Below are 12926 nucleotides of genomic sequence, written 5' to 3' on the forward strand. Positions count from 1 at the left end.
GGTAGGAGCGTTCACGTCGGGCAGTCCTCGGGCAGGGCGGTGGGCAGGGCGAGGCGTGCGGCCGCCGCCGGGGTAAGTCGCGGGGCGGCGCCGAGCGCGGCCGTGCCCAGCACCGGCACCGGCTCGCGGGTGCGCCGGCGCGGCTTGCGCGGCGGGCGCGGGCGCACGTCGCGCAGCAGCGCGGCCAGGACCGCGGCATCCAGGTTGCCGCCGGACACCACCGCGCACTTGCGGCGGCCGGGCACGCGCCGGCCGGCGGCCAGCGCCAGCGCGCCGGCCCCCTCGGCGATCACGTGCTCCTCCAGCGCCAGCCGCACCAGGGTCTCGCGCAGCTCGGCCTCGCGCACGATCACGATGTCGTCCAGCAGCGCCTGCAGCACGCGCCGCGTCAGCCGGCCCGGCTCGCGCACGCGCACGCCGTCGGCCAGGGTCGCGGCCGGCTCGCGCGCGGACTCGTCGCCGCGCAGCGCGCGCGCCATCGCATCCACGCCCTCGACCTGGGCGCCGACGATCTTCACGCCCTGCGCCTTCAGCGCCAGCGCCACTCCGGCGGCGAGGCCGCCGCCGCCGATCGGCACCAGCACCACGTCCGGCTGCAGCGCGGCCAGTTCCAGCCCGACCGTGCCCTGGCCGGCGATCACGTCCGGGTCGTCGAATGCCGGCAGCAGCCGGTAGCCGTGCTGCTGCGCCAGCTGCGCGGCGAACGCCTTGGCCTCGTCGTAGCTGTCGCCGTGCAGGCGCACGGTGGCGCCCCAGTGCGCGACGCCGGCGACCTTGGTGTCCGGCGCGCCGCGCGGCATCACCGTGATCGCCGGCACGCCGAGCCGGTAGGCGGCCCAGGCCAGGCCCTGGGCGTGGTTGCCGGCGGAGGCGGCGATCACCGCGCGGGTGTCGCCGCGCTCGCGCGCGGCCAGCAGCGCGTTGAGCGCGCCGCGCACCTTGTAGGAGCCGGTGCGCTGCAGGTTCTCCAGCTTCAGCCAGCAGCCGAAGCGCTCGCCGTAGTGCAGCGGGGTGGGCGGCAGGTAGCGCCGCAGCCGCGCCTGCGCGGCCAGCACGTCGCTGGCGGTGACCGGCAGGGGGCGGGCGGCGGGCGCGTCCATCACACTACCGTCAGCCAGTGGCGATGCGCCGGGTCCTCGCCGCGGACCACCCGGCGGTAGGCGGCGGCGACCTCGCGGGTGACCGGGTTGTCGCCGTAGCGGCGGTCTTCGACCTGCGCGATCGGCGCGACTTCCGCCGCGGTCCCGCAGGCGAACACCTCGTCGGCGTCCAGCAGCTCCTCCAGCGTGACCGCGCGTTCCTGCGCGCCGGTCAGCACCAGCAGGGTGTCGCGGGTGATCCCGGGCAGGGCGTCGGGATGCGCGACCGCGGTGATACGGCCGTGCTTGACCAGGAACACGTTGGCGCCGGTGCATTCCACCACCCGCCCGTCGCGGTCGGTGAACAGCGCCTCGTCGAACCCGCGCGCCTTGGCCTCGCGCTTGGCCAGGATCGAGTTGACGTAGGCGCCGCACAGTTTCAGCGGCGGCAGCGCGTCGGCCGGATTGCGCCGCCAGCGCGCCACGCCCAGCCGCGCGCGGTGGCCGTTGAGGTGGACCTGGGTGGCGCTGGTGGCGACCATCAGGTGCGCGGGGTGGCCCTCCACGTCCAGCCCGAAGCTGCCGGCGCCGAACCATGCCAGCGGGCGTACGTAGGCGTCGCGGTGGCCGTTCGCGCGCAGGGTGGCGAGCACCGCGGCCTGCGCCTGCGCGGGGTCGAACGCCAGCCCGAGCAGCGCGGCGCCGCGCTGCATCCGCGCCAGGTGCTCGGGCAAGCGGAACACCGCGGCGCCGCCGTCGGCGGTGGCGTAGGCGCGGATGCCCTCGAACACGCCGCTGCCGTAGTGCAGGGCATGGGTGTCGAGCCCGGCCGGGCGCGCATCCGCGGCGATCAGCGCGCCGTCGAACCAGACCCGCGGGGCGGCGTCGACCGCCGCCGCCGGCACCGCCAGTGCGCTCACCGACATGGCTGCACCCGCACGTCCAGGCAGTCGTACAGCTTGGCCAACTGCTGCTGCAGGTTGTCGGCCTCGCGCTGGCCCTCGACGGTCATCCGCAGGTGCCAGCGGTCGCCGTCGGCCTGGGCTTCGCCGTCGATCCGCACGGGGGAGAAGCCGCGCCGCTCGGCGGTGCCGAGCACGCGGGCGAGTGCGCCTTCGGCGCGGCGCAGGGTGAGGTCAAGCTGGTAGCGCATGGGTCGCAGGGGCAGTGGCGGGAACGGGGGTCTCCGGCGCGCCGGCATCGGCCTCGGCGGCGTCGGGATCGAGCATCTCGGCATTGCAGCGGTTGGGCGGCACCAGCGGCCACACGTTGGCGGCGGTGTCGATCGCCACGTGCAGCAGCATCGGGCCGTCGGCGTCCAGCAGCGCGCGCAGGGCGGCGTCCACCGCATCGGCGCGCTCGACCCGCAGCGCGGGGATGCCGAACGCGGAGGCGACCGCGGCGAAGTCGGGGTTGTCGGACAGGTCGATCTCCGAGTAGCGCTTCTCGAAGAACAGCTCCTGCCACTGCCGGACCATGCCCAGCGCCTGGTTGTCCAGCAGCACGATCTTGACCGGCAGCCGGTAGCGCTTGAGGGTCGCCAGCTCCTGCAGGTTCATCATGAACGAGCCGTCGCCGCTGACGCACACCACCGGCGCCTGCGGGCAAGCCAGCTGCGCGCCCAGCGCGGCCGGCAGGCCGAAGCCCATCGCACCCAGCCCGCCGCTGGTCAGGTGCGCGCGCGGATGCGCCAGCCGCCAGTGCTGCGCCACCCACATCTGGTGCTGGCCGACGTCGCAGGCGACGATCGCCTGCGGCGCCAGCTCCGACAGCCGCTTCAGCAGCGCCGGCGCGTACACCGCCTCGCCCGGGGCGTCGTAGCGCGGCGCCCACTGGCGCGCGCGCTGCTGGCACTGCGCGCGCCAGGCCTTGCGCGCGGCGCCGTGGCGGCCGTGCAGGTGCGCGGCGCAGGGCAGGGTCAGGCGGGTCAGGGTGGTGCGCAGGTCGCCGCGCACGCCGACGTCGGCAGCGCGCAGCTTGCCGATCTCGGCCGCGTCCAGGTCCATGTGCACCACCCGGGCGTGCGGCGCGAACTCGGCCAGCTTGCCGGTGGCGCGGTCGTCGAAACGGGCGCCGACCACGATCAGCAGGTCGGCCTCCTGCACCGCGAGGTTGGCGACCCGACTGCCGTGCATGCCGAGCATGCCGAGGTTCAGCGGGTGCCCGCTGGGCAGCGCGCCCAGCCCCTTCAGGGTCAGCACGGCCGGGATCTGGGTGGCGTCGACGAAGGTGCGGAAGGCCTCGACCGCACCGCCCAGCACGATCCCGCCGCCGCCGTACAGCACCGGCCGCTGCGCCATCGCGATCAGCGCCAGCGCCTCGTGCAGGGCGGCATCGCCCGGCGCCGGGACCGGGTCGGTACCGCGGCTGACGTGCGCCGGCAGGTGGCGCGCGTCGGCCATCTGCACGTCCTTGGGCAGGTCGATCAGCACCGGGCCGGGGCGCCCGGAGCGCGCCAGCCGGAACGCCTCGGCCACCATCTCCGGCAGGTCCTCGACCCGCCGCGCCAGGAAGCTGTGCTTGACCATCGGCAGGGTCATGCCGAACACGTCCAGCTCCTGGAACGCGTCGGTGCCCATCAGCGCGGTCGGCACCTGCCCGGTCAGCACCACCATCGGCACCGAGTCGAGCATGGCGTCGGCGATCCCGGTCACCAGGTTGGAGGCGCCCGGGCCGGAGGTCGCCACGCACACCCCGACCCGGCCGCTGGCACGCGCGTAGCCGTTGGCGGCGAACGCCGCGCCCTGCTCGTGCCGGACCAGCACGTGGCGCAGCTGCGGGGTGCCGTGCAGGGCGTCGTAGAACGGCATGATGGTGCCGCCCGGATACCCGAACAGGGTGTCCACGCCCTCCGCGACCAGCGCCTGCGCCAGCCAGCGCGCGCCGTTCATGTCAGGCCGCCTCGGTCTGCGGCGCCGCGGCGGGCGCGGCGCTGGGCGCGGCCGGCGCCGCCGGTGCGCCGCTGCCCAGCCACGCCATGTGCGCGCGCAGCTGCTTGCCGGTGGCCTCGATCGGATGCGCGAGGTCCGCCTGCTTGAGCGCGCGGTAGCGCGCATTGCCGCTGGCGTACTCGGCGATCCATTCGCGCGCGAAGGTGCCGTCCTGGATCTCGGCCAGGATCCGCTGCATCTGCGCGCGCGCATGGTCGTCGATCACGTAGTCGCCGCGGGTCAGCGCGCCGTACTGGGCGGTCTCGCTGATGAACTCGTGCATGCGGGTGATGCCGCCCTCGTAGAACAGGTCGACGATCAGCTTCAGTTCGTGCAGGCACTCGTAGTAGGCGACCTCCGGCTGGTAGCCGGCGGCGACCAGGGTCTCCCAGCCGGCCTGCACCAGGCGCGCAGCGCCGCCGCACAGCACCGCCTGCTCGCCGAACAGGTCGGTCTCGGTCTCCTCGCGGAAGCTGGTGCGGATCGCGTTCTGGCGCGCGCCGCCGATCCCGGCGCAATAGGTCAGGGCGAGCTGCTCGGCGCGCCCGCTGCGGTCCTGGTGGACCGCGTACACCGCCGGCACCCCGCGCCCGATCTCGTACTCGCGGCGCACCAGCGCGCCCGGCCCCTTGGGCGCGACCAGCACCACGTCGAGGTCCTCGCGCGGCACGATCTGCCCGTAGTGCACGTTGAAGCCGTGCGCGAACAGCAGGCAGGCGCCGTGGCGGATGTTCGGCTCGATCACCTCGCCGTACAGCTGCGGCTGCACCATGTCCGGGGTCAGCACCGCGACGATGTCGGCCTCGCGCACCGCCTCGGCCGGGGTCGCCACGGCGAAGCCGTCGGCGCGCGCCTTGTGCTCGGTCGGGCCGCCCGGGCGCAGCCCGATGCGCACGTCGAAGCCGGAGTCGCGCAGGTTGAGCGCATGCGCGCGGCCTTGGCTGCCGTAGCCGATGATGGCGATGCGGGGGGTGCTGCTGGCGTTCATGGGCGGCGTTTCCTGGAGGGTGGTGGAGGCGTTGGCAGGCCCGAAACGGAAAGGCCCCGCACCTTGCGGTGCGGGGCCTTCGGTTCCTGGGTCGTGGATTTCGTGCTTACACGCCGGACCGTCCCGCACCTGTGGGCGAGGTAATGAGGACGAGTACGAGCGCCGCCGCGGTGGCGGTGAGGGCGGTCGGCGCGGGCGTGTGGCGATGCAGCATAGGGCAAGCTGAGCACGCGCCTGTGCACGTTGTCAAGCGGTTTTTTCGCGCGCCGCGACGGTTTCCGCTGCAACCGCCAAAACGCAGCAGAATCAAGGCCTGCAGCCTGCCTCGCCGCCCCGCCGCGCATCGGAGCCGCCATGCCCGACTACCGCTCGAAAACCTCCACCCACGGCCGCAACATGGCCGGCGCGCGCGCGTTGTGGCGCGCCACCGGCATGAAAAACGAGGACTTCGGCAAGCCCATCATCGCGGTGGCCAATTCCTTCACCCAGTTCGTGCCGGGGCATGTGCACCTGAAGGATCTCGGCCAGCTGGTGGCGCGCGAGATCGAGGCCGCCGGCGGAGTGGCCAAGGAGTTCGACACCATCGCGATCGACGACGGCATCGCGATGGGCCACGACGGCATGCTGTATTCGCTGCCCAGCCGCGAGCTGATCGCCGACAGCGTGGAGTACATGGTCAACGCCCACTGCGCCGACGCGCTGGTGTGCATCTCCAACTGCGACAAGATCACCCCGGGCATGCTGATGGCCGCGCTGCGGCTGAACATCCCGACCGTGTTCGTCTCCGGCGGGCCGATGGAAGCGGGCAAGACCCGGCTGGCCGAGCGCAAGCTCGACCTGATCGACGCGATGGTGATCGCCGCCGACCCCAAGGCCAGCGACGCCGAGGTGGAGGAATACGAGCGCAGCGCCTGCCCGACCTGCGGCTCGTGCAGCGGCATGTTCACCGCCAACTCGATGAACTGCCTGACCGAGGCGCTCGGCCTGGCGCTGCCGGGCAATGGTTCGATGCTGGCCACCCATGCCGACCGCAAGCAGTTGTTCCTGCAGGCCGGGCGGCTGATCGTGGACTTGTGCCGGCGCTACTACCAGCAGGACGACCACTCGGTGCTGCCGCGGTCGATCGCCAACTTCGCCGCGTTCGAGAACGCGATGAGCCTGGACATCGCGATGGGCGGCTCGACCAACACCATCCTGCACCTGCTGGCCGCGGCGCAGGAGGCCGAGCTGGACTTCAGCGTGCGCGACATCGACCGCCTGTCGCGCCGGGTGCCCAATCTGTGCAAGGTCGCCCCGTCCAGCCACTACCACCTGGAGGACGTGCACCGCGCCGGCGGGGTGATGGCCATCCTCGGCGAGCTGGCGCGTGCCGGGCTGCTCGACACCCGGGTGGCGACCGTGCATTCGCCGACCCTGGCCGACGCGCTGGCCAAATGGGACGTCGCGGTCACACAAGACGAGTCGGTACGCACCTTCTACCGCGCCGGCCCCGCCGGCATTCCGACCACCGAGGCGTTCAGCCAGAGCACCCGCTACGACACCCTGGACCTCGATCGCGAGAAGGGCTGCATCCGCGACCTGCCGCATGCCTACAACCGCGACGGCGGGCTGGCGATCCTGCACGGCAACATCGCCCCCGATGGCTGCGTGGTCAAGACCGCCGGGGTGGATGAGTCGCTGTTCGTGTTCGAGGGCACGGCGCGCGTCTACGAAAGCCAAGACGCCGCGGTCAAGGGCATCCTGGGCGACGAGGTCAAGCCGGGCGATGTGGTGGTGATCCGCTACGAAGGCCCCAAGGGCGGGCCGGGGATGCAGGAAATGCTCTACCCGACCTCCTACCTCAAGTCCAAGGGACTGGGCAAGGCGTGTGCGCTGATCACCGACGGGCGCTTTTCCGGCGGCACCGCCGGGCTGTCGGTCGGCCACATCTCGCCCGAAGCTGCCGCCGGTGGGGCGATCGGCCTGATCCGCGACGACGACCGCATCCGCATCGACATCCCCAACCGCGCGATCGAGCTGCTGATCGAGCCGGAGGAGTTGGAGGCGCGCCGCGCCCGCCAGGACGCGCAGGGCTGGACGCCGGCGCTGCCGCGCAAGCGCAAGGTCAGCCCCGCGCTCAAGGCCTACGCCCTGCTGGCCACCAGCGCCGACAAAGGCGCGGTGCGCAACCGCGCCCTGCTGGAGCAGGCCTGACGCCGGCCACGGGCACGCGTCCCACGCCAGGGGCGCGCTTGTGGTCTAATCGGTGCCGGAAGCGGGGGTACCGCCCGGCACGCCGGGCGGTTGAGACAGACCCTTCGAACCTGATCCGGCTGATACCGGCGTAGGGAAGCTTCGCAACCGCCCGCGCGGCTTGCGCCTCCGCTTCGTCCCGCGGCTCCGCCGCCTCCCGACCAGGACGATGCCATGAACGCCGTGCCCTCCGAACTCATCCGCCAGACCGAGCGCCTGTCCGAGGCGGTGACCCGCCCGATCCCGGGGTCGCGCAAGGTCTACGTGACGGGCACGCGCCCCGACCTGCGGGTGCCGATGCGCGAGATCGCGCAGGCGCGCACGCCGACCCTGTTCGGCGGGGAGGACAACCCGGCGCTGGCGGTCTACGACACCTCCGGCCCGTATACCGATCCGCAGGCCGCGATCGACCTGGCGCGCGGGCTGCCGCCGCTGCGCGCCGGCTGGATCGCCGAGCGCGGCGACAGCGCGCCGCTGCCGCAGCTGAGCTCCGAGTTCGGGCGTGCGCGCGAGGCCGATCCGCGGCTGGACGCGGTGCGCTTCCCGCACCGGCGACTGCCGCGCCGTGCCCGGCCCGGCGCCAACGTCACCCAGATGCACTACGCCCGCCGCGGCATCGTCACCCCGGAGATGGAGTTCATCGCCATCCGCGAGAACCAGCGGCTCGAGGCCCTGCAGGACGCGGGGCTGCTGCGCCAGCACCCGGGGCACAGCTTCGGCGCGGCCATCCCGGCGCGGATCACCCCCGAGTTCGTGCGCGACGAGGTCGCCCGCGGGCGCGCCATCATCCCGTGCAACATCAACCATCCGGAAAGCGAGCCGATGATCATCGGCCGCAACTTCCTGACCAAGATCAACGCCAACATCGGCAACTCCGCGGTGTCCTCCGGGATCGCCGAGGAGGTGGAGAAGCTGGTGTGGGCGATCCGCTGGGGCGCGGATACGGTGATGGACCTGTCCACCGGGCGGCACATCCACGAGACCCGCGAGTGGATCGTCCGCAACGCGCCGGTGCCGATCGGCACGGTGCCGATCTACCAGGCGCTGGAGAAGGTGGACGGCAGGGCCGAGGAGCTGAGTTGGGAGATCTTCCGTGACACCCTCATCGAGCAGGCCGAGCAGGGCGTGGACTACTTCACCATCCACGCCGGCGTGCTGCTGCGCTACGTGCCGCTGACCGCCGGGCGGGTGACCGGCATCGTCAGCCGCGGCGGCTCGATCATGGCCAAGTGGTGCCTGGCGCACCACAAGGAGAACTTCCTCTACACCCACTTCGAGGAGATCTGCGAGATCATGAAGGCCTACGACGTGGCCTTCTCGCTCGGCGACGGCCTGCGCCCGGGCAGCATCGCCGATGCCAACGACGCCGCCCAGTTCGGCGAGCTCGAAACGCTTGGCGAGCTGACCCGGCTCGCGTGGAAGCACGACGTGCAGGTGATGGTCGAAGGCCCCGGCCACGTGCCGATGCAGCTGATCAAGCAGAACATGGACAAGCAGCTCGCCGAGTGCGGCGAGGCGCCGTTCTACACCCTCGGCCCGCTGACCACCGACATCGCCCCGGGCTACGACCACATCACCAGCGCCATCGGCGCGGCGATGATCGGCTGGTACGGCACCGCGATGCTGTGCTACGTGACCCCCAAGGAGCACCTCGGCCTGCCCAACCGCGAGGACGTGCGCGACGGGATCATGGCCTACAAGATCGCCGCGCACGCCGCCGACCTGGCCAAGGGCCATCCCGGCGCGCAGGTGCGCGACAACGCCCTGTCCAAGGCGCGCTTCGAGTTCCGCTGGGAGGACCAGTTCCACCTCGGGCTGGATCCGGAGAAGGCGCGCGAGTTCCACGACGAGACCCTGCCCAAGGACGCGCACAAGCTGGCGCACTTCTGCTCGATGTGCGGGCCGCACTTCTGCTCGATGAAGATCACCCAGGACGTGCGCGACTACGCCGCGGGCCAGGGCCTGGACGCGCAGGCCGCGCTGGAGGCGGGGATGGCCGAGAAGTCGCGCGAGTTCCGCGGCCAGGGCGGCGAGGTCTACCGGCCGGCATGAGCGCGCCGGCGCCGGCGCGGCCGTGGTGGCGGCGCGAGCCGTCGGCGCTGCTGCTGCTGGTGCAGCTGCTCGGGCTGCTGGTCTACCCGTGGCTGGAGCACACCGCCGGCGGGCGCGCGCTGTTCGCGGCGCTCGGCATCGTGATCCTGGGCCTGGCGCTGCGCGTGATCGCGCATGGCCCGACCCGCACCTGGATCGGCTGGGCGCTGGCGCTGCCGGCGGTCGGGCTGACCCTGCTGGTGACCCTGCTCGGCGGGCTGTGGCCGGAGCGCACCGCGCTGCTGGTGCTGGCGCAGGCCTGCGAGGCGGCCCTGTATGCCTACGCCGCGTACGGCCTGATCCACTACATGCTCTCCGACCACCGGGTCAGCCGCGACGAGCTGTACGCGGTCGCCGCCACTTTCACCCTGCTGGCATGGGCCTTCGCCTACGCCTATTCGGTCTGCCAGCAGCTATGGCCGGGCAGCTTCACCGCGGCGGTCGACCCGCAGGCGCCGCGCACCTGGACCGAGCTGTTGTTCCTGAGCTTCACCACCCTGTCCAGCACCGGCCTCGGCGACGTGGTGCCGGTGCGCGCCCCGGCGCGCGCACTGGCGATGCTGGAGATGTTCGCCGGGGTGATGTACATGGCGCTGGTGGTCTCGCGCCTGGTCGGGCTGGTGACCGACGCCGAGCGCCGCCGGCACTGAGCCGCCGGCGGGCGCGCGCGGGCCTCAGAAGTTCGGCTTTTCCGCGTCCGGGGTGGCGTGGTAGCGCGCGATCGCATCGCGCAGGATGGCACGGGCCTCGTCGGCGCCGCCGAAGCCTTCGAGCTTGACCCACTTGCCCTTCTCGAGGTCCTTGTAGTGCTCGAAGAAGTGGCCGATGCGCTCCAGCCAGTGCGGGGTCACCTGCGCGATGTCGGTGATGTGGGCATAGCCGGCGAAGGTCTTGGCCACCGGCACCGCGACCAGCTTCTCGTCGCTGCCAGCCTCATCGGTCATCTTCAGCACGCCGACCGGGCGGCAGCGGATCACCGCGCCCGGCACCAGCGGCAGCGGCAGGATCACCAGCACGTCCACCGGGTCGCCGTCGCCGCACAGGGTGTGCGGGACGTAGCCGTAGTTGCACGGGTAGCGCATCGGGGTGGACAGGATGCGGTCGACGAAGATCGCGCCGCTGGCCTTGTCGACCTCGTACTTGACCGGCTCGGCGTCCTTGGGGATTTCGATGATGACGTTGATGTCGTCCGGCGGGTTGCTGCCGGTGGGGACCAGGTCCAGGCCCATGCGTGCGTGCTCCAGTGGGTGCCCGGCCGACGGGCGGCGGGCGGGGGGAGGGGAGGGAATGGGCGCATTGTACCCAACCCCGCCGCCGGCCCCGGCGCGCACGCGGCGGACGGCGGCGGGGCCGCCGTCCGCGCGCTCAGGGTCAGTCGGGCAGGGCGCCGTCCGCGCGCCGCGTTTCGGTGACCGCCAGCTCCTGCGGCGCGGCCGGCTGCGCGTGCGGAACGGCCTGCGCGGTCGGGGCCGCGGCATCGGTCGCGGTGGCGCCGACCGGCAGCAGCGGCACGATCAGCAAGGCGACGATGTTGATGATCTTGATCAGCGGATTGACCGCGGGGCCGGCGGTGTCCTTGTAGGGATCGCCCACGGTGTCGCCGGTGACCGCCGCCTTGTGCGCCTCGCTGCCCTTGCCGCCGAAGTGGCCGTCCTCGATGTACTTCTTGGCGTTGTCCCAGGCGCCGCCGCCGGTGGTCATCGAGATCGCCACGAACAGGCCGGTGACGATGGTGCCGATCAGCAGGCCGCCGAGCGCCTGCGCGCCGAGCAGCAGGCCGACCACGATCGGGACCGCGACCGGCAGCAGCGAGGGCACGATCATCTCCTTGATCGCGGACTTGGTCAGCATGTCCACCGCGCGGTCGTACTGCGGCTTGCCGGTACCGTCCATGATCCCGGCGATCTCGCGGAACTGGCGGCGCACCTCCTCGACCACGCTGCCCGCGGCGCGGCCGACCGCCTCCATCGCCATCGCCCCGAACAGGTACGGGATCAGGCCGCCGATCAGCAGGCCGATGATCACCCGGTGGTCGGACAGGTCGAAGCTGTAGCGCACGCCCGGGTGCGCGGCCTGCAGGTTGTGGGTGTAGTCGGCGAACAGCACCAGCGCCGCCAGCGCGGCCGAGCCGATCGCGTAGCCCTTGGTCACCGCCTTGGTGGTGTTGCCGACCGCGTCCAGCGGATCGGTGACGCTGCGCACCTCGGCCGGCAGCTCGCTCATCTCGGCGATGCCGCCGGCGTTGTCGGTGATCGGGCCGTAGGCGTCGAGGGCGACGATCATCCCCGCCATCGACAGCATGGCGGTGGCGGCGATCGCGATGCCGTACAGGCCGCCGAGCGCATAGGCCATCCAGATCGCCAGGCACACCGCGACCACCGGCAGCGCGGTGGACTTCATCGACACCCCGAGCCCGGCGATGATGTTGGTGCCGTGCCCGGTGGTCGAGGCCTGCGCCACGTGCCGCACCGGCGCGTACTGGGTGCCGGTGTAGTACTCGGTGATCCATACGATCACGCCGGTCAGCACCAGCCCGATCAGGGCGCAGGCATACAGGTTCAGCGCGCCGTGCGCGGCGTCGGCCATCAGCTGGGTGGTGATCGGGTAGAACGCGATCGCGGCCAGCACGCCGGAGACGATCACCCCGCGGTAGAGCGCGCCCATGATGCTGGCGCCGCCGGAGGATACCCTGACGAAGAACGCGCCGATGATCGAGGCCAGGATCGAGGCCCCGCCCAGCACCAGCGGGTAGAGCACGCCGTTGCCGCCGACGCTGGCGGCCATCAGGTGCCCGAGGAGCATGGTGGCGATCACCGTGACCGCGTAGGTCTCGAACAGGTCGGCGGCCATGCCGGCGCAGTCGCCGACGTTGTCGCCGACGTTGTCGGCGATCACCGCCGGGTTACGCGGGTCGTCCTCGGGGATGCCGGCCTCGACCTTGCCCACCAGGTCGGCGCCGACGTCCGCGCCCTTGGTGAAGATGCCGCCGCCCAGGCGCGCGAAGATCGAGATCAGCGAGCTGCCGAACGCCAGCCCGACCAGCGCGTGCAGGGCCTCGTCCTGGCTGGCGCCGAGCGCATGCACCAGCAGCGCGTAGTAGCCGGCCACCCCGAGCAGGCCCAGGCCCACCACCAGCATGCCGGTGATCGCGCCGCCCTTGAAGGCCACGTTCATCGCCGCCGCCATGCCGCTGCGCGCCGCCTCGGCGGTGCGCACGTTGGCGCGCACCGAGACGTTCATGCCGATGTAGCCGGCGGCGCCGGAGAGCACCGCGCCGATCGCGAAGCCGATCGCGGTGTGCCAGCTCAGGAACACCCCGATCAGCAGCAGCAGGACGATCCCGGCGACCGCGATGGTGGTGTATTGACGGTTGAGGTAGGCGCGCGCGCCCTCCTGGATCGCGCCGGCGATCTCCTGCATGCGCGCGTTGCCCGCCGGCTGCCTGCTGATCCAGGCGGCCGACCACAGGCCGTAGAGGATGGCGATGGCGGCGCAGGCGAGCGCCAGGACCAGACCGTAGTGCTCCAGCATGAAACTCCCTCCCCGGAGTATCCGAATGTGAAGACGCAGCTGTCCCCGTCGCGGGTGACCGCCCGACTATCGCAC

At 72.3% G+C, this 12926-nt stretch carries 10 protein-coding genes and 1 riboswitch; of the genes, 3 read left to right on the top strand and 7 right to left on the bottom strand.

The window, feature by feature from the left end:
- Positions 1-11: 11 nt before the first annotated feature.
- Genes ML340_RS01780 through ilvC form a run of 5 tightly spaced genes read right to left on the bottom strand, consistent with a single transcriptional unit; the run spans position 12 to position 4997 of the window.
- A complete protein-coding gene (locus ML340_RS01780) occupies positions 12-1100 on the bottom strand; it encodes a threonine dehydratase (protein ID WP_275672549.1) in 1089 nt (362 codons plus the stop codon).
- Positions 1100-2005, bottom strand: a complete 906-nt coding sequence (locus tag ML340_RS01785) for an aminotransferase class IV (RefSeq protein WP_240096056.1) — start codon at positions 2003-2005, stop codon at positions 1100-1102. The genes ML340_RS01780 and ML340_RS01785 overlap by 1 nt, the downstream gene beginning before the upstream one ends.
- Positions 1996-2232 (bottom strand): ACT domain-containing protein, encoded by a 237-nt coding sequence (locus tag ML340_RS01790; protein ID WP_240096058.1) that lies wholly within the window; start codon positions 2230-2232, stop codon positions 1996-1998. The genes ML340_RS01785 and ML340_RS01790 overlap by 10 nt, the downstream gene beginning before the upstream one ends.
- The gene (gene ilvG / locus ML340_RS01795; RefSeq protein ID WP_240096060.1) at positions 2216-3970 is read right to left on the bottom strand and encodes an acetolactate synthase 2 catalytic subunit; all 1755 of its coding nucleotides are present in this window, start codon (positions 3968-3970) and stop codon (positions 2216-2218) included. The genes ML340_RS01790 and ilvG overlap by 17 nt, the downstream gene beginning before the upstream one ends.
- A gap of 1 nt (position 3971) precedes the next feature.
- Positions 3972-4997, bottom strand: coding sequence for a ketol-acid reductoisomerase (ilvC, locus tag ML340_RS01800; protein ID WP_240096062.1), 1026 nt, complete (start codon positions 4995-4997; stop codon positions 3972-3974).
- Between the two features lie 354 nt (positions 4998-5351).
- On the opposite strand from ilvC, the gene ilvD reads away from it, so the two are divergent.
- From ilvD to ML340_RS01815, 3 genes are all read left to right on the top strand, one after another.
- Entirely contained in the window at positions 5352-7190 is a 1839-nt protein-coding gene (gene ilvD, locus ML340_RS01805) for a dihydroxy-acid dehydratase (RefSeq protein WP_240096064.1), read from the top strand.
- Positions 7191-7243: 53 nt separating this feature from the next.
- Positions 7244-7345, top strand: a riboswitch (TPP riboswitch).
- A 58-nt stretch (positions 7346-7403) separates the two neighbouring features.
- The gene (thiC, locus tag ML340_RS01810; RefSeq protein WP_240096066.1) at positions 7404-9281 is read left to right on the top strand and encodes a phosphomethylpyrimidine synthase ThiC; all 1878 of its coding nucleotides are present in this window, start codon (positions 7404-7406) and stop codon (positions 9279-9281) included.
- Entirely contained in the window at positions 9278-9970 is a 693-nt protein-coding gene (locus ML340_RS01815) for a potassium channel family protein (protein ID WP_240096068.1), read from the top strand. The genes thiC and ML340_RS01815 overlap by 4 nt, the downstream gene beginning before the upstream one ends.
- A gap of 24 nt (positions 9971-9994) precedes the next feature.
- On the opposite strand, the gene ppa is transcribed toward ML340_RS01815, so the two are convergent.
- Positions 9995-10549 (bottom strand): inorganic diphosphatase, encoded by a 555-nt coding sequence (gene ppa / locus ML340_RS01820; protein ID WP_240096070.1) that lies wholly within the window; start codon positions 10547-10549, stop codon positions 9995-9997.
- A 142-nt stretch (positions 10550-10691) separates the two neighbouring features.
- Complete coding sequence (locus ML340_RS01825) at positions 10692-12851, bottom strand: sodium-translocating pyrophosphatase (protein ID WP_240096072.1); 2160 nt, start codon at positions 12849-12851, stop codon at positions 10692-10694.
- Positions 12852-12926: the final 75 nt, after the last annotated feature.

Origin of the sequence: Thermomonas flagellata (genome assembly GCF_022419185.1) — a bacterium.
GTDB classification, from domain to species: Bacteria; Pseudomonadota; Gammaproteobacteria; order Xanthomonadales; family Xanthomonadaceae; genus Thermomonas; species Thermomonas flagellata.

Coding starts and splice junctions, on each gene's coding strand:
- ML340_RS01825 (WP_240096072.1), bottom strand. CDS start 12,851: ATGCTGGAGCACTACGGTCTGGTCCTGGCGCTCGCCTGCGCCGCCATC.
- ML340_RS01785 (WP_240096056.1), bottom strand. CDS start 2,005: ATGTCGGTGAGCGCACTGGCGGTGCCGGCGGCGGCGGTCGACGCCGCC.
- ilvC (WP_240096062.1), bottom strand. CDS start 4,997: ATGAACGCCAGCAGCACCCCCCGCATCGCCATCATCGGCTACGGCAGC.
- ML340_RS01790 (WP_240096058.1), bottom strand. CDS start 2,232: ATGCGCTACCAGCTTGACCTCACCCTGCGCCGCGCCGAAGGCGCACTC.
- ppa (WP_240096070.1), bottom strand. CDS start 10,549: ATGGGCCTGGACCTGGTCCCCACCGGCAGCAACCCGCCGGACGACATC.
- ML340_RS01780 (WP_275672549.1), bottom strand. CDS start 1,100: ATGGACGCGCCCGCCGCCCGCCCCCTGCCGGTCACCGCCAGCGACGTG.
- ML340_RS01815 (WP_240096068.1), top strand. CDS start 9,278: ATGAGCGCGCCGGCGCCGGCGCGGCCGTGGTGGCGGCGCGAGCCGTCG.
- ilvG (WP_240096060.1), bottom strand. CDS start 3,970: ATGAACGGCGCGCGCTGGCTGGCGCAGGCGCTGGTCGCGGAGGGCGTG.
- thiC (WP_240096066.1), top strand. CDS start 7,404: ATGAACGCCGTGCCCTCCGAACTCATCCGCCAGACCGAGCGCCTGTCC.
- ilvD (WP_240096064.1), top strand. CDS start 5,352: ATGCCCGACTACCGCTCGAAAACCTCCACCCACGGCCGCAACATGGCC.